The 20,280-nt window shown below is 63.6% G+C and carries 16 protein-coding genes; 9 read left to right on the forward strand and 7 right to left on the reverse strand.

Annotated features, from left to right (window positions below):
* Positions 1-40 precede the first annotated feature (40 nt).
* The 4 genes from ACS0VV_RS05295 to ACS0VV_RS05310 are packed head-to-tail and all read left to right on the forward strand — an operon-like array spanning position 41 to position 5,900.
* Entirely contained in the window at positions 41-1,426 is a 1,386-nt protein-coding gene (locus ACS0VV_RS05295) for a TIGR03013 family XrtA/PEP-CTERM system glycosyltransferase (protein WP_483531683.1), read from the forward strand.
* The gene (prsK, locus tag ACS0VV_RS05300; RefSeq protein ID WP_483531684.1) at positions 1,426-3,543 is read left to right on the forward strand and encodes an XrtA/PEP-CTERM system histidine kinase PrsK; all 2,118 of its coding nucleotides are present in this window, start codon (positions 1,426-1,428) and stop codon (positions 3,541-3,543) included. Before ACS0VV_RS05295 ends, prsK begins: the two co-directional genes overlap by 1 nt.
* On the forward strand, positions 3,544-4,908 hold the full coding sequence (prsR, locus tag ACS0VV_RS05305; RefSeq protein ID WP_483531685.1) for a PEP-CTERM-box response regulator transcription factor: 1,365 nt from the start codon (positions 3,544-3,546) through the stop codon (positions 4,906-4,908).
* A 26-nt stretch (positions 4,909-4,934) separates the two neighbouring features.
* Positions 4,935-5,900 (forward strand): bile acid:sodium symporter, encoded by a 966-nt coding sequence (locus ACS0VV_RS05310; RefSeq protein ID WP_483531686.1) that lies wholly within the window; start codon positions 4,935-4,937, stop codon positions 5,898-5,900.
* Here ACS0VV_RS05310 and ACS0VV_RS05315 read toward each other — a convergent pair.
* Positions 5,881-6,954, reverse strand: a complete 1,074-nt coding sequence (locus ACS0VV_RS05315; RefSeq protein WP_483531687.1) for a DUF475 domain-containing protein — start codon at positions 6,952-6,954, stop codon at positions 5,881-5,883. The two genes, ACS0VV_RS05310 and ACS0VV_RS05315, sit on opposite strands and share 20 nt — an antisense overlap.
* Before the next feature lie 39 nt (positions 6,955-6,993).
* Complete coding sequence (panB, locus tag ACS0VV_RS05320) at positions 6,994-7,866, reverse strand: 3-methyl-2-oxobutanoate hydroxymethyltransferase (protein ID WP_483531688.1); 873 nt, start codon at positions 7,864-7,866, stop codon at positions 6,994-6,996.
* Positions 7,867-7,957: 91 nt separating this feature from the next.
* Here panB and ACS0VV_RS05325 point away from each other — a divergent pair, with 91 nt between their 5' ends.
* Positions 7,958-9,382: a sodium-dependent transporter gene (locus ACS0VV_RS05325; RefSeq protein WP_483531689.1), complete on the forward strand. Its 1,425-nt coding sequence runs from the start codon at positions 7,958-7,960 to the stop codon at positions 9,380-9,382.
* Between the two features lie 73 nt (positions 9,383-9,455).
* Here the strand turns inward: ACS0VV_RS05325 and ACS0VV_RS05330 are convergent, their stop codons facing one another.
* Positions 9,456-9,926, reverse strand: coding sequence for a pyridoxamine 5'-phosphate oxidase family protein (locus tag ACS0VV_RS05330; protein WP_483531690.1), 471 nt, complete (start codon positions 9,924-9,926; stop codon positions 9,456-9,458).
* 136 nt (positions 9,927-10,062) lie between these two features.
* Between ACS0VV_RS05330 and ACS0VV_RS05335 the strand changes: the two genes are divergently transcribed.
* From ACS0VV_RS05335 to ACS0VV_RS05350, 4 genes are all read left to right on the forward strand, one after another.
* Complete coding sequence (locus ACS0VV_RS05335) at positions 10,063-10,866, forward strand: recA-like protein (RefSeq protein ID WP_483531691.1); 804 nt, start codon at positions 10,063-10,065, stop codon at positions 10,864-10,866.
* A gap of 26 nt (positions 10,867-10,892) precedes the next feature.
* Positions 10,893-12,443: a DUF6504 family protein gene (locus ACS0VV_RS05340; RefSeq protein ID WP_483533502.1), complete on the forward strand. Its 1,551-nt coding sequence runs from the start codon at positions 10,893-10,895 to the stop codon at positions 12,441-12,443.
* A gap of 355 nt (positions 12,444-12,798) precedes the next feature.
* Positions 12,799-16,812 (forward strand): error-prone DNA polymerase, encoded by a 4,014-nt coding sequence (locus ACS0VV_RS05345; RefSeq protein ID WP_483531692.1) that lies wholly within the window; start codon positions 12,799-12,801, stop codon positions 16,810-16,812.
* On the forward strand, positions 16,812-17,540 hold the full coding sequence (locus ACS0VV_RS05350; RefSeq protein WP_483531693.1) for an extensin-like domain-containing protein: 729 nt from the start codon (positions 16,812-16,814) through the stop codon (positions 17,538-17,540). Before ACS0VV_RS05345 ends, ACS0VV_RS05350 begins: the two co-directional genes overlap by 1 nt.
* 86 nt (positions 17,541-17,626) lie before the next feature.
* Here the strand turns inward: ACS0VV_RS05350 and ACS0VV_RS05355 are convergent, their stop codons facing one another.
* The 4 genes from ACS0VV_RS05355 to pstB all read right to left on the reverse strand — a co-directional run bounded on the left by ACS0VV_RS05355 (position 17,627) and on the right by pstB (position 20,277).
* A complete protein-coding gene (locus tag ACS0VV_RS05355; protein ID WP_483531694.1) occupies positions 17,627-17,866 on the reverse strand; it encodes a hypothetical protein in 240 nt (79 codons plus the stop codon).
* Positions 17,867-18,076: 210 nt separating this feature from the next.
* Entirely contained in the window at positions 18,077-18,766 is a 690-nt protein-coding gene (gene phoB / locus ACS0VV_RS05360; RefSeq protein WP_483531695.1) for a phosphate regulon transcriptional regulator PhoB, read from the reverse strand.
* Between the two features lie 96 nt (positions 18,767-18,862).
* On the reverse strand, positions 18,863-19,528 hold the full coding sequence (gene phoU / locus ACS0VV_RS05365) for a phosphate signaling complex protein PhoU (protein WP_483531696.1): 666 nt from the start codon (positions 19,526-19,528) through the stop codon (positions 18,863-18,865).
* Positions 19,529-19,530: 2 nt separating this feature from the next.
* Positions 19,531-20,277 carry a phosphate ABC transporter ATP-binding protein PstB gene (pstB, locus tag ACS0VV_RS05370; RefSeq protein ID WP_483533503.1) on the reverse strand — a complete coding sequence of 249 codons (747 nt, stop codon included), beginning with the start codon at positions 20,275-20,277 and terminating at the stop codon, positions 19,531-19,533.
* Between the last annotated feature and the right edge of the window lie 3 nt (positions 20,278-20,280).

Consider the following 20,280-nt stretch of genomic DNA (forward strand, 5'->3'; position numbering starts at 1 on the left):
GAAGCGGGATGGGCCCGCAACAGATTGGCCGGTCGAAGCGATGATTCGTCTCTTCAAACATTATATTCCCCATGCCGTTCTGCTGCTGGGCGTGATCGACTTCGCGCTCCTGTTGGTTGCAGCGGACGCGGCCTGGAACGTCCGCACGATGCAGATCGGGATCGCCGCGGGACCGCTGGTCGAGCGGGTGTGGATTCTCGTGGGCTTCGCCATCACCACCCAAACCGCGATGATTGCGGTGGGCGTATATGGCCCGGAAGCGCTGCTCTCGATGCGCTTTGCCGCGGCGCGACTCCTTGTCGGCGTGAGCCTCGCCATACTGGCGCTCGCGGTTATCGATTTCCTGTTGCCAGGCCAGACGTTCTGGCGCTCGATCCTGCTCTACGCAATGGTGATTGCCACGTTGCTGCTGGCGCTTAACCGGCTGGTGGTGGGTAATCTGCTTGGCACATCGGCCTTCCGTCGGCGCATTTTGGTGCTGGGGGCAGGGCACCGTGCAGAGCGGCTCAAGAAACTCGCGGAAAAGCCCGAAAGTGGCTTCGTCATCTCCGGCTTCGTCAATATGAGCGGGGTTCCCTCGGTGCTGCCCGAAGCGGTGGACCGCGCGACCATTTCCGATTTGAGTGCCCATGTCGCTAATCTTGGCGCCACCGAGGTCGTGCTGGCACTGGAAGAGCGGCGCAATGCGTTGCCGCTTAAAGACCTTGTGCGGGTGAAGACCGCCGGGGTCCACGTCAACGAATTCTCCAGCTTCCTCGAACGCGAAACGGGGCGAGTCGATCTCGACACACTCAATCCCAGCTGGCTGATTTTTTCGGACGGCTTTTCTTCGGGCCGCGCGATTTCCAGCGTTGCCAAGCGCGCTTTCGATATTGTCGCCAGCCTGCTGCTGTTGCTCCTTACCTTTCCCGTCATCGCGCTGTTCGCGATCATCGTAAAGCTGGACAGCAAGGGGCCTGCCTTTTTCCGCCAGAAGCGCGTCGGCCTTTATGGCCAGACTTTCGAGCTCGTCAAACTGCGCTCGATGTGCACCGATGCCGAGAAGGACGGTGCGAAATGGGCCGAAAAGAACGACGTCCGCATCACCCGCGTCGGTGCGTTCATCCGCAAGGTGCGGATCGACGAATTGCCGCAGGTGTGGACGGTGCTTGCCGGACATATGAGCTTTGTCGGCCCGCGCCCCGAAGTGCCCGCCTTTGTCGAGGATTTGGAAGACAAGCTGCCCTATTATGCCGAACGGCATATGGTGAAGCCCGGCATTACCGGTTGGGCGCAGATCAACTATCCCTATGGTGCCAGCATCGAGGACTCGCGGCACAAGCTGGAATATGATCTCTATTACGCCAAGAATTACACGCCTTTCCTCGATCTGCTGATCATGCTGCAAACGCTGCGCGTGGTGCTGTGGCCGGAGGGCGCGCGGTAGTGGGCAGCGGCTGGGCCCTGATTGTCTATGTGACGCATCTGGCGGCAGCCGCCGGAGCGAGCGCGCTGGCGCTCTGGCTCGCCGCGGCGCATCGCAGCGGCAAAAACGTCGCTGCGGTCAATGCTGTGGCAGTGGGCCTCATCGCATTGTGGAGCTTCAGCGCGGCGGGTTTCGGGCGTGGCAGCATCATTACCGAGATCGCGCTGATCTGCAGCAATCTGGCGTGGCTGTGGATGCTGTACCGCCTGTTCGGTCATGACGAGCGCGACACCAAGATCGGCCCGATCCGCCCCGTGATCGTGGCGCTCGGCTTTATCGAGCTGATGCAATTCGGGCTGGTGCTGGCCTATTTCCAGTTCATCGCGGAGCCTGAAGCGCAGGCGCTGATCTGGCAGATTTCCTTCACCATGCACCTGCTTTTCGCTGTCGGCGCGCTGGTGCTGGTGCACAATCTGTTTGCCGGAGCTTCGCAGCAATCGCGCCTCAGCCTGCGCTGGCCTGCTTCGGCCTTGGGCCTGCTGTTCCTCTTCGATCTCAACTTCTACGCCATCGCCTGGCTGAGCGACGGGCGGCCGCAACTGCTGCAGGATCTGCGCGCTTTCACCGTGCTGGTGGTTGTGGCGATCCTTGCTTTGGGAGCGACGCGCAAGGAAACCGAGCTGCGCTTCCGCCCCTCGCGCAGCTTTGCATTCCAGTCGATCTCGCTGCTGGTGATTGCGGCTTATCTGATCGTGATGGTCGTAGTCGCACAGGCGCTGGCCTATATCGGCAGCGATTATGGCCGCGTGTTGCAGACGGGCTTTGTGCTGCTGGCGAGCGTTGCGGCGTTGATGCTGTTGCCGTCCAAGCGGCTGCGCGGCTGGCTGCGGGTGAGCCTGTCGAAGAATCTCTTCCAGCATCGCTATGACTATCGCAGCGAATGGCTGCGCTTTACCGACACGATCGGTCGCGCCGGGCCGCAGGCTGCGCCTTTGCCCGAGCGTGCGATCCGTGCGGTGGCCGATATCACCGACAGCCCCTCCGGCCTGCTCCTCACCGCACGCGAGGATGGCGGACTGGCGTTGGCGGCGCGCTGGCAGTGGAGCGATCTGGACGTGCCCGGGGAGGCCTTGTCCGCCGCCGGTGTGCGCTTCTTTGAAGAAAGCCAGTTCATTGTCGACATCGACGATCTGCGGCGCGGCACCGAAACGGGGATTCCCGCCGCTGCCTGTCCCGAATGGCTGCTGTCGAGCGAGGCGAGCTGGGCCATGGTGCCGCTGCTGCATTACGAGCGTCTGGTCGGCGTAGTCGTGCTTGCCCGTCCGTCCGTCGCGCGCCGGCTCGACTGGGAGGACTTCGATCTGTTGCGCGTGATCGGCCGCCAGCTCGCCAGCTATCTCGCAGAGCAGTCCAGCCAGGATGCGCTGGGCGAAGCGCAGCGTTTCGATGAGTTCAACCGCCGCATCGCGTTCGTCATGCACGATATCAAGAATCTGGCGAGCCAGCTGTCGCTGCTGGCGAGGAATGCCGAAAAGCATGCCGACAAGCCGGAATTCCGCGCGGATATGATCCTCACTTTGCGCAACTCGACAGACAAGCTGCAAGCGCTGCTCGCGCGATTGGGTCGCTATGGGAGCCTCGGCGGCAAGGAGCGCCAGCAGATCGCGCTTGCGGCATTGCTGGAGCGGGTGTCGGCACAATATGCGGCACGCCACCGCGTCGAAGTGCTTGCTAACGGTGACTGCAAGGTCACAGCCGATAGTGACGCTTTGGAACAGGCGCTGGTGCATCTCGTACAGAATGCGGTTGATGCGACGGCGGATGACGCGCCCGTCTATCTCGACCTGCGCGAAGAGGCGAACCACGCGGTGATCGAAATCCGCGATTCGGGGGAGGGAATGTCGCCCGAATTTATCCGCACGCAGCTGTTCAAGCCGTTCCATTCCTCCAAGCCCGGAGGGTTCGGGATCGGTGCCTATGAAGCGCGCGAACTGGTGCGAACTATGGGCGGGCGGCTTGATGTGGATTCGCGCGAAGGGATGGGCACACGCTTTGTCCTGCGCCTGCCGCTGAGCGCGCAAAGCGAGATCATGCGTTCGATGCGCGAACAGGCTGACGCCAGAAAAGAGGTTGCATAAATGGCTGAGCACAAACCCAAGCTGCTGATCGTCGAGGACGATGAGGGCCTGCAGGCGCAGCTCAAATGGGCTTACGAGGACTTCGAAGTCGTCATTGCGGGCGATTACGATTCCGCGATCGCCGCGTTGCGTGCCGAGGAACCGGCGGTGGTGACGCTCGATCTGGGACTGCCGCCCGATCCCGATGGAACGACCGAAGGCTTTCGCGTGCTCGACACGATTATGGCGATCAAGCCTGATACCAAGGTGATCGTCGCGTCGGGCCATGGCGCGCGCGAGAGCGCTTTGGGCGCCATCGAGCGCGGCGCGTATGACTTCTACCAGAAGCCGGTCGATATCGAACAGCTCGGCCTGATCGTACGCCGCGCGTTCAACCTGCACGCTATCGAGGAAGAGAACCGCCTGCTCGCGGCGCGCGCGGGGGAAGGCAATACGGTGCTCGGCGGGCTCATCACCTCGGCCCCCGAAATGGTCAAAGTCGCGCGCACGATCGAGCGGGTGGCGAACACCAATGTCTCGGTGATGCTGCTGGGCGCGAGCGGGACGGGCAAGGAATTGCTCGCCAAGGGACTGCACGATGCGAGCAACCGGAAGAGCGGCAATTTCGTTGCGATCAACTGCGCAGCCATCCCCGAGAACCTGCTCGAAAGCGAGCTGTTCGGGCATGAGAAGGGCGCGTTTACGGGTGCAGTCAAAACCACCGAGGGCAAGATCGAGCTGGCGGATGGCGGGACTCTCTTCCTGGACGAGGTAGGCGACATCCCGCTGCCTTTGCAGGTGAAGCTCCTCCGCTTCCTGCAGGAACGCACCATCGAGCGGATCGGCGGGCGCAAGTCGATTGCGGTCGATACGCGCATCGTGTGCGCAACGCATCAGGACTTGGAAGCGATGGTCGCCGATGGCCGGTTCCGCGAAGACCTGTTTTACCGCCTCGCCGAAATTGTCGTCAAAATTCCCGCTTTGTCCGAGCGACCGGGCGATGCGACTTTGCTCGCCAAGGCGTTCCTCAAACGGTTTTCCAACGAGATGAACCCGGCGGTCACCGGTTTCGCGCCCGACGCGCTTGCCGCCATTGATGGCTGGAGCTGGCCGGGCAATGTGCGCGAGCTGGAAAACCGGGTGAAGCGCGCGGTCATCATGTGCGACGGCAAGCTGGTGGGCGCGGAAGACCTCGACCTTGGCGACGACGCGGAAGAGGATGCCGATGTGCTCAACCTGAAAGCCGCGCGCGAGAAAGCGGACCGCAAGGTGATCCGCCACGCGCTGGCGCGGAGCGAGGGCAATATCTCCAGCACCGCCAAGCTGCTGGGGATCAGCCGCCCGACGCTGTATGACCTGCTGAAGACCTACGACTTGCAACACTAGCGCGCGCTGGGCAGAGGGCGCCGGTAATGCTTGCGCGCCTGTCCTCCCTCTTCGATCCGCTGGTGCGGTTGTTGCTGCTGGCGATCCTGCTCGCCAGCATAGCGCCGGTATCGGGCGCGGCGGTGCCGGTGGCGCGATTGGCGCTCGATGTGGCGATCTTCCTGCTGTTCCTCCTCAATGGCCTGCGCCTGCCGTGCGGAGACGTGCTGCGCGGAATGCGCGATGCGCGGTTTTTGCTGCCGCTGGTTGCGTTCGTATTCGGCATGATGGGGCTTGCGGGATGGCTCGCAGCGGGCGCGGCGCAGAGTGTGCTTCCGGCCAGCATTGCGCTGGGCTTCATCTTTCTCGGCGTGCTGCCATCGACGGTGCAATCGGCCACCGCCTACACTTCGATTGCGGGCGGCAATGTGGCGCATTCGGTGGTGGCCGCCGCAGTGCTCAATATGCTCGGCGTGTTCCTGACCGCGCCGCTGATCGCGCTGCTGGCGCGCAGCGATATGCCGGGGATTGACCTTGGCGGGCTGGAGCGGATCGGGATGATCCTTATCCTGCCTTTCGTCCTTGGCCAGCTACTGCAAGGCAAGTTCGGCGGCTTCGTGCGGCAGCGGCGCAGGCTGGTCAGCTGGATGGACCGCATCGCGATTGCCACCGCAGTCTACATCGCATTCTCCAGCGCGGTGCGGCAGGGCATCTGGTCGATGCTCGATCCCGCTGCGTGGGTATGGCTGCTGGCTTTGGTGGCGGTGATGCTGCTGGTTGGCTTCGGCGGAGCCTGGCTACTCGGCAGAATACTCCGCCTAGCGCGCGGTGACCACATCGCGTTCCAGTTCGCCGGCGCGCAAAAGAGCATCGCCATGGGCGCGCCGCTGGCTGCGGTGTTGTTCACGCCTGATGTCGCGGGGCTCGTGCTGTTACCGGTGCTGATCTACCATCTGGTGCAGATGGTCGTCTCTGCGCCGTTGGCCGCGCGTTTCAGTCGGCAGTTGCCTTAGCCACTTCGCCCGCTGCCTCGGCGCGGTTGTGCCGCACCGACCACCAGAAGCTCAGCCCGATCAGCACGACGCCGATCAGCCCGGTAATCGCTTCGGGAATGTGGACGATGGCGGAGGTCAGCATGATCGCGCCCAGCACGATAATCGCCCAGAACGCACCGTTTTCGAGATAGCGGTATTCTGCCAGCGTTCCCTTGCGTACCAGATGGATCGTCATCGAACGCACGAACATCGCCCCGATGGACAGGCCCAGTGCGATCACGATCATGTTGTTCGACAAGGCAAAAGCGCCGATCACCCCGTCAAAGCTGAAACTCGCATCGAGCACTTCGAGATAGAGGAAACCGCCAAGGCCCGAGCGCACGACCACGCCGCTCGCCTTCTTCGCTTCCTCGCGCATATTGAGATATTCGCCCAGAGCGTCGACCGCGATATAGGTGACAAGGCCCATCAGACCGGCGGTCATAAAGGTCAGCGCGTCGGCGTCCGACAGCTGCATTGAGATCACCCAGATCACCAGCAGCAGCAGCGCGATTTCGATGGCGGGCAGCGCGGCGACCTTTGTCAGTTGCCGCTCCAGCGCGCCGATCCAGTGCACTTCCTTGTCCGCATCGAAGAAGAATTTGAGGCCCACCATCGCAAGGAACGCGCCGCCAAACCCGGCAATCCCGATATGCGCGCCGGAGACGATCTCCTCATAGCGTACGGGATCGTTGAGCGAGAGGTTCACCGCCTCGATCGGCCCGATGCCTGCCGCCACCGCGACAATCGCCAGCGGGAAGACGATACGCGTACCGAACACAGCAATGGCAATCCCCCAGACGAGGAAGCGTTGCTGCCACACCGGGTCCATCTCGCGCAGCACCGTGGCATTGACCACCGCATTGTCGAAGCTCAGCGAGACTTCGAGGATCGAGAGGATCGTGATGATCCACATGATCTGCAGTACCGCGCCCAGCGTATCGGTGCTGGCAATCGCGTACCACAGGCCGAGCCCGAAGCAGATCGCGGTGAAGACAAGCGAGAAGGTGTAATAGCGCAGCAGCGTGGCCATTCTGGGTGTTCCTGATTGTGGTTTCGCGAAGAAAAGCGGTCAGTCCTTGGGCTGATACAGCTGTTCCGGCCCGGGAAAACTGCGCGCGCGCACTTCGTCCGCATATTTCGCCGCCGTTTCGCCGATTGTGGTGGCGATGTCGCCATATTTCTTCACGAAACGCGGCACCCGCTCGAACATTCCGAGCATATCTTCGGTAACCAGCACTTGCCCGTCGCATTGGGCGGAGGCTCCGATGCCGATAGTCGGGCAGGAGATCGCTTTGGTGACTTCGATGGCAATCGGCTCCAGCACGCCTTCGACCACCACGGCGAATGCGCCTGCTTCGTCAAGCGCCTTGGCATCGCCGACGATTTTCGCCGCCTCGGCATCGCTGCGCCCCCGCGCGGCATAGCCGCCGAGCACGTTCACCGCCTGCGGGGTCAGTCCGACATGGCCCATCACCGGAATGCCGCGCTGTGTAAGGAAAGCGACCGTCTCCGCCATCGCTTCGCCGCCTTCCAGCTTCACCGCCGCCGCGCCGCTTTCCTTCAGCAGCCGCGCGGCTGCGTCAAAGGCGGTTTCGGGCGAGGCTTCGTAAGCACCGAAGGGCATATCGACGACGACGACTGCGTGATAGCTGCCGCGCACCACGGCGGCGGCATGATTGGCCATCATCTCCATTGTCACCGGCACGGTGGAGGGCAGGCCGTAGATCACCTGACCGAGCGAATCCCCCACCAGTAGCAAATCGCAATGCGGATCGAGCAATTGTGCCTGCCGCGCCGTGTAGGCAGTGAGCATTACGATCGGCTCTGCAGTTACCCCGTCAACCTTGCGCGCGCGGATCTTGGGCACGGTCAATCGCCGCATCGGCGCAGGCGTCGGATTGGCACGGCTGGTGGATGTATCGAGTGTGTAGGTCGTGGACATACTTCTCCCTAAACGTAAGACCCCCTCGACGCGACCCCCATTTCTATGCACAAGGGTTCGCATACCTTCGGGGACAAGAGGATAATACATAATGGCACTTACCCAAGCGGGTTCGGGACGCGACGGATGGTCGTCGCGTACGGCATTCATTCTTGCAGCTATCGGCTCGGCGGTGGGCCTCGGCAACCTAGTGCGCTTTCCGGCAGAGGCCGGGGCGAATGGTGGCGGCGCATTCGTGCTGTTCTACATTCTGTGCATCGTGTTGATCGGCCTGCCGGTTCTGCTGTCGGAAACGCTGATCGGCCGCCACGGACAGGCGGCTGCGCCTGAGAGCTTCCGCAAGGTGGCGGAGCAATCGGGCAAGTCGACCGCGTGGGAACACGTGGCGAGCCTTGGCGTGCTGTCGGCGTTCCTTGTGCTCAGCTTCTACTGCGTGCTGGGCGGCTGGGTGCTGTATTACATCGGCATTTTTGCAGGCGATCTGGTATCGACCGGCCTTACCGGCCCCGCTTTCCAGGGTGTGCCGTTTGCGGAAGTCGAAGCGCTGTTCCCGGCGATGATCGCCAATGGTCCGGTGACGGTTGCTCTCAATCTGGCGTTCCTAATTATTACGCTGGTGTTCGTCGCGCGCGGCGTTTCGGGCGGGATTGAGAAGGTGGCGGTCTATCTGATGCCGACCTTCTTCGTGCTGCTGCTCGCCATCACGATTTACGGCTTTTTCGGCGGTGCGGTGGCGGAAACCTTCGCCTATCTCTTTACGTTCGAGCCGGAGAAGTTGACCGGCGAAGTTATGCTGGCAGCGGTCGGGCAGGCATTCTTCTCGCTGTCTTTGGGTGTCGCGGGCATGGTGACCTATGGCGCCTATGTCGGCCGCAATGTGAACCTTGCGGGTACCTCTGCGATCATTGCCGGGGCGGATACCGCAGTGGCGCTGATTGCCGGCTTGTGCATCTTCCCCATCGTCTTTGCCGCCGGGCTGGAGCCCAATGGCGGGCTGGGGCTGATGTTCCAGACGCTGCCGCACGCGTTCCAGGAAATTCCCTTCGGATCGCTGATCGGCCTCGCTTTCTTCATCATGGTGGGCTTTGCCGCGCTGACCAGCTCGGTGGCGTTGATGGAAGTGCCTTCGGCCTGGGTGATCGACCGCTTCAAGCTGCACCGTCCATTGGCTGTGGGCATCGTGACCGTGGGTGCTGCTATCCTTGGCGCGCTGTCGGCGCTGTCGACCGGAATGCTGTCGGGCTTCCACCCGCTCGGCTTCCTGCCGCTGTTTGAAGGGATGGGCGTGCTCGACGCGCTTGATACCTTTACCAGCAAGATCACCATGCCGATCGGTGCGCTGCTGACCTCGATCTTTGTCGGCTGGGTGGCGAACAAGCGGCTGGTGGATAGCGAGAACGGCCTGTCGGGCGGCTTGCATGTCTTCTGGCGTTTCCTCGTCTGCTGGCTGTGCCCGCTGGCGCTGACCGCGATCCTGATCGTCGGCATTTTCCCGGGCGTGCTCGGCGGCGAGTAAGCTGTAGGAAAGCGAAAAGGGCCGCCGTTCCCGATGGGAGCGGCGGCCCTTTCTCATGCGGTTTGCCTGGCGATTAAAGCGTCGTTTCCGCGTGTTCCTTGCGCGCTTCTTCGCGGACATCAAAGCCGAGCAGCATCTTGGCATTGTCAATGAAACCAAGGTCGCTGTTCCAGATTTCGGCGCGGCCCAGATCCATGCGCAGCATCAGCAGGTTGGGATCATCCTTGCCGCCGGGAAACCATGCGTCGACCACTTGGCTCCACTGCTTGTCGAGCCGTTCGCGGCTCGTTTCTTCAACCAGCGTGCCGGTGAAACGGGCGAACATCTCATGACCCTTGCCGGCCAGCATCGCGGTGGCGGGGCCACCTGTGGCCAGCGTACTGTCGCGGCTGGTGAAGAACCAGATGGCGCTGTCGGCATCCTTGTCGAGCTGCGCGGTCATGGGCACCGCGGATTGAGGATCGCTGTCGAGTTGCAGGAACAGGAACGGGCTATCCGAAAGCGCCTTCCAGAAGTCTTGCTTGAGCTGTTTCGTATCAGTCATAATTTCTCCTTCGCCAAATCAACGGCTTGGCAGGGCCATGTATCCGGCCTGCAGGGCGAGGCGGGACTGGGGTGCGGTGAGTGGTTGCGCGCGCTCGCGATATGGAACATAAGTGGAACAAAGGAGTCGAATCGCCATGGATATGGCTGCCACATTGCGCGCATTGCCGCGTGCGGTGGAGCTGGCGTCTCCCGGTGTCCGCAACACGCGCTGGCAGCCGGGGCGCGCGGCTCCGCTGCATAGCGAGATCTTCGCCCCTGCTGCCGAGGGAAGCGGCGCGGGCGGGGCGCTGGCGCTCGCGCTCGACGGGCTGCGTGCAAGGGCAGCGGCCAATGATGCGGGCGATGCCTCTGCGGTAGAGGAGAAGGCGATCCTCTGGGTGCAGGAGGCACGCGCGATCAAGCTCGGCGGGCGGCCATACCGGGCAGGCCTGCCCGAAGACTGGCGCCACCGCCTGATCCATGTCGCCGCCAAAACGCCTGAAGATGCGCTCTTCGCGTTGGAAGAGGGGGTGCGCTGCCGTGATTTCGCCTGCGTCATCGGCGAAGTGGCGGGCAATCCCAAGGCGCTCGATTTCACCGCCTCGCGCCGCCTCAGCCTTGCTGCCGAGAAGCACGGCGTGCCGCTGTTCCTCGTGCGGCTCGACGCGTCGCCCGATCTCAGCTCGGCGCGGATGCGCTGGCGGCTGCGTTCTGCGCCTTCCGCTCCGCCCTTGTGGAACGCACAAGCGCCCGGCAAACCCGCCTGGCACGCCGAACTGTTCCGCGCCCGCAAGCATCCGCCGGGCGAGTGGGTGCTGCGCGAGCAGGACGGGCGGCTGGTGCAGCTTGCTCTCTCCGGGCAGGCAGAAGCGAAGGAGCGCGCTGCGCCTGCGACTGCCGCACTTCCCGCTCCGGCCTCCGCCATCCTCTCCCCCGCAGGGGAGAGGGCGCATGGGTAAAGGCTGTGCCAGCACCCCGCCGCATCATGGCCATCTGGGCGCGCGAGCTGGCGTTCGACCGCTGGCGGCAGGCGCAGGGCTGTAAGCCGGGGGAGGGGGCGGATGCCGCGCCCACCGTCCTCATCACCGAAACCGCGCACGGCCCGCGCATAGACGCCGCCAATGCCGCCGGACGCGCGGCGGGCGCGGCGCGGGGCATGATGCTCGCCGATGCGCGCACGCTCTGCCCGCAGATCGTGGTTTACCCAAGCGATCCGGCGGGCGACCTCGCTTTCCTCGAACGGCTCGCCATTTGGGCGCAGCGCTGGGGGCCATGGAGCGCGATGGACACGCCCGACGGCCTGCTGGTGGATGTGAGCGCGGTGGCGCATCTGTTCGGCGGAGAGCGCCGCCTGCTCGCCGATGTCGCTGCCCGCACCGCCGCGCGCGGGTTGGCCACCAGCGCCGCTATCGCTCCCACGGCAGGCGCGGCGTGGGCGCTGGCGCATTACGCTGCATCCGGTGCAGTGATCGGCGGGGAGGAGGACATTGCCGCGCGCCTTGCCGATCTGCCCGTTGCCGCGCTGCGGCTCGATCATGATGTGCTGCTGGTGCTGCGCCGCCTCGGCCTCAAGCGGCTGGGCGATCTCACCGGCATTGGCACCGGGCCGACCGGCCGCGACGCGCTGCACCGCCGCTTCCGCAACCGCAAGTCGCCCGCCGCCAACCCGCTGATCCGCATGGACCAGCTGACCGGCCTCGTGCCCGAACCGCTGCTGCCGGTCATCCCTGTCACCCAGCCACTCGTCCAGCGCCGCCTGATGGAGCCGCTGCGCCACCGCGACCTGCTCGACACCGTGCTTGCCGATCTGGCGGAGGACATGGTGCGCGAGCTTGAGGCGCGGGGGCAGGGTGCGCGCCGCCTCCAGCTCGGCCTGTGGCGGGTGGATGGCGAGGTGCTGCTGCGCGAGCTCGAACTCGCCGCCGCCACCCGCGATGCCGCGCATATGTGCCGCCTCTTCGCCGCCAAGCTCGACGATGTGGATGCAGGTTTCGGGATCGAGATGCTGCGCCTGCGCGCCAGTTGGGCGGAGCCGCTGGCGCTGGGGCAGGCCGATCTGGAAGCGGCGGCAGAGGCGCATGGCACTTCGCTCTCCGCCTGTATCGACCGGCTGACGGCGCGGCTCGGGACAGAGGCGGTGCAGCGGCCCGTGCCCCATGCCAGCCACCTGCCCGAACGCGCGCAACGCTGGCAGGTGCCGCTCGCGCCTGAACCGGCGATCCAAGGCGAACTCGCTTTCCACACGCGCCCCATCAAGCTGCTCGACCGGGCGGAGCGGATCGCGGTGCTGGCCGTGTGCGAGGCGGGCTACCCCCGCCGCTTCCGCTGGCGCAGTGAGGCGTATGACGTCACCCGCGTGGAGGGCCCCGAACGCATCGCGCCCGAATGGTGGCGCGAACGCGGTGCGACGCGCCTGCGCGACTACTACCGCGTCGAAACCGCCAGCGGCGCGCGCTACTGGCTCTACCGCCTCGGCCTGCCCGGAGACGGTCGCGGCGGCGAGCCGGAGTGGTTCCTGCAGGGCCTGTTTGCGTGAGTCGCTGCCGAGGTGACGGCCTTCGCCTATGTTGCAAACCGCGCAACCTGATACACCTGTTACACAGTCCTGAAGGACAAATTTTCCCCGCGCACAAAGCCCCGCAAGCCCGCGGAAAATTGCAGGAAAGCGGCTGCGAAGGGGGGCCATCACCATGCAGGCCGGCCAAGCGCAATCATGGCGTGTAGGAAAGTCCCGGCCGGTGGTCACACAGCATAGAGGAGCGTTGATGGGGCAGGGCCAAAGACCATGCTTGGCGAATCTCTTATAAGAACATAAGTAGAACATATGCGTATGATCGATCCGTTTTGGCGGCCTGCCGCATTGGCGGGTGCGCGGTTGGGGGAGGGGGGCTGTGCCTGACGCCCATCCTACGCCCGAAAAGCGGCGGATCGCGCTCGATCCCGATGGCATTGCGGCGCCTGCCCGCGCGCCCTTTGTCGAGCTGGGGCTGGTGTCCTGCTTCACTTTCCTGCGCGGGGCGAGCGATGCGGTCGATCTGGTGATGACCGCGCGCCAGCTCGGCTATGACGCGCTGGGGATTGCCGATGCCAATTCGATGGCGGGCGTGGTGCGCGTGCATAGCGAGGCGAAAACGCTCAAACTGCGCCCGGTCATCGGCACGCGGATCGAGACGGTGGAGGGGCTAACCTTCCTCGCTTACCCGAAGAACCGCGCCGCCTATGGCTGCCTCTGCCGCCTTATCAGTGCGGGCCGGATGGCCAAGCTGGACGGCGAATGGCAGGATAAGGGCGCGTGCGAGATATCGCTGGCGATGCTGGCCGAACATAGCGCGGATGTGCAGCTGATCCTCCTGCCGCCGCCCGATCTGGCGCGGGTTTTCACCGTGACGCTGCCGAGCAATGTGGTGCCGTTTCCTGGTTCTGGTTCACGCGGAGACGCGGAGACGCGGAGGTGTAATTCGCTCACAGAGGCACAGAGGCACAGAGATGGCTCTTCGCCGCGAAGCGGCAACTCCCAATCAGCGACGTTCCTTGCCAAGAGCGTGAAAACCGAAGAGCGGCTTCGCCGCAAGAACAAGGCCTCTGTGCCTCTGTGCCTCTGTGAGCGCAAAGAAGGTCTCTGCAGTTGCAAAGTCTCCGCGCCTCCACGTCTCCGCGTGAATCCGTCCCATTTCCGCCCTCGCGAAATCATCAAGCCCTTTCCCGAACTCCTGCGCCACCTACGCGATGCGCTGCCCGGCCTGAACCACATCGCCGCCAGCTATCTCTATCGGGGGGACGATATCGCGCGGATCGAGCGGCTTGATATGTTGGCGCGGGCGAACGGGATGGCGCTGCTCGCCACCAATGATGTGCATTACCACGCGCCCGAGCGGCGGCCCTTGCAGGACGTGATGACCGCGATCCGCCACAAGACGACGGTGGCGCGCGCAGGCCATCTGCTCCACGCCAATGCCGAGCGGCATCTGAAAAGCCCCGAAGAGATGGTCGCGCTGTTCGCCCGCTGGCCGCACGCCATTGCCGCTGCCCGCGCGGTGGCGGATGCGTGCGCCTTCAGCCTTGATGAACTGCGCTACGAATATCCGGAGGAGATTTACTCTGCCGGCATGGGGCCGCAGGAATATCTTGAGTGCGCCACCTGGTGGGGCGCTGAGGAACGCTATCCTGCAGGCATTCCTGATAGTGTTTTCAACACGTTGGAATCGGAACTTGCGCTCATCTCCAAGATGAATCTGGCGCGCTATTTCCTCACCATCAAGGACATTGTCGATTACGCGCGCACCGGGGTGGAGCCGCCGATCCTGTGCCAAGGGCGCGGCAGCGCGGCCAATTCGGCGGTGTGCTTCTGCCTTGGCATCACCAATGTCGACCCCGCGCACCACCAGCTGCTGTTCGATCGCTTTATCTCCGAAGACCGCAAGGAACCGCCCGATATCGATGTCGATTTCGAGCATGAGCGGCGCGAGGAGGTGATCCAGTATCTCTACCGCAAATATGGCCGCCACCGCGCCGGATTATGCGCCACGGTGATCCATTACCGCCCGCGCATGGCGATCCGCGAAGTCGGCAAGGCGATGGGCCTGTCCGAAGATGTGACGAGTGCTCTGGCGCGCACCGTGTGGGGTGGGTGGGGCCGCGAGATCGGGGAGGATCACGCGGCGGAAACCGGCATGGATTTGACCGATCCGCATCTCCGCCGGGTTCTTGCTTTGACGCGCCAAATGGTGGGAATGCCGCGCCATCTCAGCCAGCACGTGGGCGGCTTCATCCTCACCGAAGGCGCGCTGACCGATACGGTGCCGATCGGCAATGGCGCCATGCCCGACCGGAGCTTTATCGAATGGGACAAGGACGATATCGAGGCCTTGGGCATCCTGAAGGTCGATGTGCTGGCGCTGGGAATGCTCACCTGCATCCGCAAATGCCTCGATCTGCTGGAAGACCATCACGACCGCGCGCTGACACTGGCGAGCGTGCCGCGCGAGGATCCCGAAACCTACGCCATGCTGCGCAAGGGCGATTCATTGGGGGTGTTCCAGGTGGAGAGCCGCGCGCAAATGAATATGCTGCCGCGCCTGCGTCCGCGCGAGTTTTACGATCTGGTGATCCAGGTCGCCATCGTGCGGCCCGGGCCGATCCAGGGCGATATGGTGCATCCCTATCTCAAGCGCCGCCGCGGGGCGGAGCCGGTGATCATCCCTGCGCCTTCGCCCGAACACGGCCCGCCCGACGAGCTGTCGAGCATTTTGCAGCGGACTTTGGGCGTGCCGATCTTTCAGGAGCAGGCGATGAAAATCGCGCTCGATGCGGCGAAATTCTCCTCCAAGGAAGCCAACCGCTTGCGCAAGGCGATGGCGACCTTCCGCAGTCGCGGCATGGTGCACGAATTGGAGGACATGATGGTCGGGCGGATGGTGGCGCGCGGCTATGATCCCGATTTTGCCGAACGCTGCTTCAACCAGATCAAGGGCTTTGGCGAATACGGCTTCCCCGAAAGCCACGCGGCCAGCTTTGCGCATCTGGTCTATGTGTCGAGCTGGCTCAAATGCCACTTCCCCGGCGCCTTCGCCTGCGCGCTGCTCAATTCGCAACCGATGGGCTTTTACGCGCCCGCGCAAATCGTCCGCGATGCGCGCGAGCACGGGGTGACGGTGCTGCCGCCCGATGTGAATTGTTCGGAATGGGATTGTACGCTGGAGCTTTTGACGAGTGATGGATCGGGGCGCTCACAGAGGCACAGGGGCACAGAAGAGGAAGTACAATCCGCCGAAGGCTATAAAAATAGTATCGCGCAGAGATCGCAGAGTGCGCGGAGAGAAGGCAGTGGTACCACTATCTCCGCGATCTCTGCGGCCTCTGCGCGAAATAATGACTGCGCCTGCGGCGCGAGCACGAATTCCTCTGTGCCTCTGTGCCTCTGTGAGCGTCCAGAATCCCTCCGCGTCTCCGCGTCTCCGCGTGAATCAACTTCCGACACCGGCCGCCAGGACAAACACCTCGCCCTGCGCCTCGGCCTCAGGCAGATCGACGGGCTGCCCGAGCACGTCGCTGCGCAATTGCTCGCCGCGCGGGCGGAAGACGGGGCGTTTGCCGATGTCACCGAGCTGCGCGACCGGGCGCGCATACCCGTCGCGCATATCGAGCGGCTCGCCAGCGCCGATGCCTTCGGCTCGATGGATATGAGCAGGCGGCAGGCGCTGTGGGATGCGCGCAGTCTGGTGAGCGGCGCTGACCTGCCGCTGTTCGCCCATGCCGATGAGCGGGACGAGGGAGCCGAGCGTCGCCGCGCGATCCTGCCTGCCATGCCGCTGTCCGAGGAAGTGGTCGCCGATTACCAGACCACGCGCCTCAGCCTGAAAGCGCATCCGATGTCATTTCTGCGCCCTTCCTTGGCCGAGCGCGGCTTTGTGCGCGCCTGCGATCTCAGGAACCGCAAGTTCCGTTCCATGGTTCACGTCGCGGGCGTGGTGCTGATCCGCCAGCGGCCCGGCAGCGCAAAAGGCGTGTGTTTTATTACACTTGAGGACGAAACGGGCGTGATCAATCTGGTGGTGTGGCCTGATCTCAAGGAGAAGCAGCGGCGCGTTGTCATGGGTTCGCGGCTGATGGAAGTGCGCGGGCGGGTGGAGTATGATGACGAGGTGATCCACGTTATCGCCCAGCATATGACCGACGCGACGCACCAGTTGCACGCGCTTTCCGACGATCTGCTCAACGCCCCGCTGGCGCGCGCCGACCATGTGACGAGCCCGCTGCCGCAAGGGCGCAACCTCACCAGCCTCACCAGCGAGGAACGGCGCGACAGGAAGGCCATCCGCCCGCGCGATCTGGTGGATGACCTCGGGCACACGGCGCGCCACCCGCGCGATGTGCGGATCATTCCCAAATCGCGAGACTTCCACTGATGGCGCGGCGCAAACGGGCGAACCCTCTCGCATGGCTGACGACGGGGCGAGTGGTCGCGCTGTTGGTGCTTGCGGCATTGGCAATCGCTGCGCGGGCATGGTTGGCAGAGAATCCGCAGCACAATCCATGGGCACCGCTCGATCTGCGCGATCCGCCGGGCTGGGCGACCGGCACCAAGCTGGCGGCGCTACGCGGGGATTTGCCCGCTTGCCATGCTGTGCTGGAGCGGAGCGACATCGCATTCACGCCATTGCCGGCAACGGGTGAGGCCGCCTGTGCGCGCTCCGACCGGATGACGAGCGCCGCGCTGCCGCTTGCCCCCGCTACACCGGAAATGACCTGTCCGGTGGCTGCTGGCCTTGTCGTGTGGCTTGAGCACGGGGTGCAGCCGCTGGCCTTGGAAACCTTCGATTCGCGAATCGCCCGAATCGAACATCTCGGCACCTATAACTGCCGCCGGATGTACAATGCGGAAGACGCGCCATGGAGCGAACACGCGACCGGCAATGCCATCGATATCGCGGCCTTCGTGCTGGAGGACGGGCGGCGGATCAGCGTGCTTGAGGATTGGCCGGGCGAGGGCGAGGAGGCGCAATTCCTGCGCGGCGCGCGCGATGCGGCCTGTGCCGCGTTCGGCGCGGTGCTATCCCCTGACTATAACGCCGCGCATGCCGATCACCTGCATCTCGACCAGGGCAGAAGCCCTGCCATCGGTACCTGCCGTTAACCGTAAATCCCTGTTCGACAAGGATAAGCCGGACAAACAAAAACCCCCGCCGAAGCGGGGGCTTTCAAATTCTGATGTCGCTCAGCTTACGGGCTGGTCGGCAGATCGGTTTCGTCTTCGCTCTCTTCGATCAGGAAGACCGCACCGGCAATGGCAGCAGCCACAACCAGCACGATAAGCAGCGTACCGCCGCTCACGTCACCGCCGTGATCATCGTCATCGGCCAGTTGGGTCATGGTGTTGATCGTCGCGATCGGCGCGGCGGCCGAAGCGGTGGAGCCGAGCAGGAGACCTGCTGCGACAGCGCTGGAAATAATCTTTTTCATCGTGCCCTCATTCTATTGGAGGTGTCTGGAATGACCAGCCTATAACGCAGTTGCGAGAAGCTGTGAACCCCGTAGCTGTAAAATATGTCCTCAATTGAGCCAAACTCGGGACGAGTTGTTGTTCCCATGCCACAAATTTATTGTGACAAATCGTAACATTATGCGTTCGCAGCATGAGATGTTGCACCTGCGTCGAGCGATGCGGCTACCTCACACCGGTTCCAGCGCGTAGCCAGCGGAACGCACCGTGCGGATCGGGTCGCGGACATTGTCCAGCGCGATGGCCTTGCGCAGGCGGCGGATATGCACGTCAACCGTGCGTTCCTCGATTTCGCTGCCCGTGCCCCAGACAGCATCGAGCAATTGCCCGCGCGAGAACACGCGGCGGGGGTGCTCCATGAAAAACTTGATCAGCCGGTATTCGGTCGGGCCAACCGCCATTTCGCGCCCGCGCCGCTCCAACCTGTGCGCGACCGGATCGAGCCGCATATCGCCGACTTCGATGGTTTCCCCGGCAAGGGCCGGGCGCACGCGGCGCAGCACCGCGGCCACGCGTGCGAGCAGTTCGCGCGGGCTGAACGGCTTGGTTACGTAATCATCGGCGCCGGTTTCCAGTCCGCGCACCCGGTCATCTTCCGATTCGCGGGCGGTAAGCATAATAATGGGCACGTGCGCGGTGGCCTTTTCGCGGCGCAGGCGGCGGCACACTTCGATGCCGCTGACGCCTTCCACCATCCAGTCGAGAATAACCAGATCGGGCGCGTCTTCGGCCGCCATCACCAGCGCCTCTTCGCCATCGGCGGTGACGCGGACCGAATAGCCTTCGTTCTCGAACCGGTATTCGAGCAGTTCGGCCAGCGCGAGATCGTCTTCGACCAGAAGGAGTTTTGGAGCCGACATTCTATGTCCCCGTCATCGCCGACCAGAAAGCGGCACAGCGATGCGATATGACATTTTCATGGCAGTTTTGTTGCAACCGCCGCCCAAAACCGTCCCTCAGCGCTCGATATCGGCGGGATAGGAACCCGTGGCGGAATAGTGCACCATCTCGGCAACATTGGTCGCATGATCGCCGATCCGTTCGATATTGCGCGCGACGAACAGCAATTGCGCCGCGCTGCTGATCGTTGCCGGATTTTCGACCATGTGGCTGACGACATTGCGGAAAATGCTGTCGTAAAAAGCATCGACCTTGTCATCGCGCTCGATCACTTCGCGCGCCATCACCGGATCGCGGCTGGCGAAGGCGGTCAGCACATCATGCACCATTTCGGCAGCGAGCTCGCCCATGGCGGGCAGCAGCGTAAGCGGCTCGAATGTCGCACGCCCTTCGATCCGGCCAATGCGCTTGGCGATGTTCTTGGCGTAGTCGCCAATCCGCTCCACCACGCCGCTGATCTTCAGCGCCGCGACGATTTCGCGCAGATCGTCCGCCATCGGCGCGCGCAATGCGAGCACGCGCACCGCCATCGCATCGACCTGCGTTTCGAGCGCATCAAGCTTCTTGTCACGCGCGATAACCCGCTGGGCGAGTTCTTCATCGCCGGTCACAAGCGCGGTCATCGCTTCGCTTATGGCAAGTTCGGCAAGGCCGCCCATCTCCGCGATCAGCCCGCGGATCTGGGTGATGTCTTCGTCAAATGCCTTGACTGTGTGTTCCATAATTAACCGTACCTGCCGGTGATGTAATCCTGCGTGCGTTGCTGCTTGGGATTAGTGAATATGTCCGATGTGTGTCCATACTCAACCAGATGGCCGAGGTGGAAAAAGGCCGTACGCTGCGACACACGCGCGGCCTGCTGCATCGAGTGGGTGACGATGACTATAGCATAGTTTCCGCGCAAATCGTCGATCAGTTCTTCGATTTTGGCGGTGGCGATGGGATCGAGCGCGGAGCACGGCTCGTCCATCAGGATGACTTCTGGGTCGACGGCAATGGCGCGGGCGATGCACAGCCGCTGCTGCTGCCCGCCGGAAAGCGCGGTGCCCGAATCCTGCAGGCGGTCTTTCACCTCTTCCCACAGACCGGCGCGGCGCAGGCTCTTCTCGACAATCGCGTCGAGCTCGCCCTTGCCCTCGGCAAGGCCGTGGATGCGCGGGCCGTAGGCGATGTTTTCGTAGATCGACTTGGGGAAGGGGTTGGGCTTCTGGAAGACCATGCCCACACGGGCGCGAAGCTGCACCACGTCCATTCCGCTGGCGTAGATATCCTCGCCATCCAGCTCGATCGTGCCGGTGACCTTGGCCGAGGGAATCGTGTCGTTCATGCGGTTCAAAGCGCGCAGGAAAGTCGATTTGCCGCAGCCCGACGGGCCGATGAAGGCAGTGACGAATTCCTGATAAACGTCGATGTCGACGTTATCGATCGCCTTCTTGTCCCCGTAAAAGACCGAGACGCCGCGCGCGGACATCTT

The organism is Aurantiacibacter sp. KMU-128, from assembly GCF_056933515.1.

Excerpts from the sequence above, each read along its gene's own strand:
- ACS0VV_RS05295 (WP_483531683.1), top strand. The coding sequence starts at position 41 with ATGATTCGTCTCTTCAAACATTATATTCCCCATGCCGTTCTGCTGCTG.
- prsR (WP_483531685.1), top strand. The coding sequence starts at position 3,544 with ATGGCTGAGCACAAACCCAAGCTGCTGATCGTCGAGGACGATGAGGGC.
- ACS0VV_RS05310 (WP_483531686.1), top strand. The coding sequence starts at position 4,935 with ATGCTTGCGCGCCTGTCCTCCCTCTTCGATCCGCTGGTGCGGTTGTTG.
- ACS0VV_RS05315 (WP_483531687.1), bottom strand. The coding sequence starts at position 6,954 with ATGGCCACGCTGCTGCGCTATTACACCTTCTCGCTTGTCTTCACCGCG.
- panB (WP_483531688.1), bottom strand. The coding sequence starts at position 7,866 with ATGTCCACGACCTACACACTCGATACATCCACCAGCCGTGCCAATCCG.
- ACS0VV_RS05325 (WP_483531689.1), top strand. The coding sequence starts at position 7,958 with ATGGCACTTACCCAAGCGGGTTCGGGACGCGACGGATGGTCGTCGCGT.
- ACS0VV_RS05330 (WP_483531690.1), bottom strand. The coding sequence starts at position 9,926 with ATGACTGATACGAAACAGCTCAAGCAAGACTTCTGGAAGGCGCTTTCG.
- ACS0VV_RS05335 (WP_483531691.1), top strand. The coding sequence starts at position 10,063 with ATGGATATGGCTGCCACATTGCGCGCATTGCCGCGTGCGGTGGAGCTG.
- ACS0VV_RS05340 (WP_483533502.1), top strand. The coding sequence starts at position 10,893 with ATGGCCATCTGGGCGCGCGAGCTGGCGTTCGACCGCTGGCGGCAGGCG.
- ACS0VV_RS05350 (WP_483531693.1), top strand. The coding sequence starts at position 16,812 with ATGGCGCGGCGCAAACGGGCGAACCCTCTCGCATGGCTGACGACGGGG.
- ACS0VV_RS05355 (WP_483531694.1), bottom strand. The coding sequence starts at position 17,866 with ATGAAAAAGATTATTTCCAGCGCTGTCGCAGCAGGTCTCCTGCTCGGC.
- phoB (WP_483531695.1), bottom strand. The coding sequence starts at position 18,766 with ATGTCGGCTCCAAAACTCCTTCTGGTCGAAGACGATCTCGCGCTGGCC.
- phoU (WP_483531696.1), bottom strand. The coding sequence starts at position 19,528 with ATGGAACACACAGTCAAGGCATTTGACGAAGACATCACCCAGATCCGC.
- pstB (WP_483533503.1), bottom strand. The coding sequence starts at position 20,277 with ATGTCCGCGCGCGGCGTCTCGGTCTTTTACGGGGACAAGAAGGCGATC.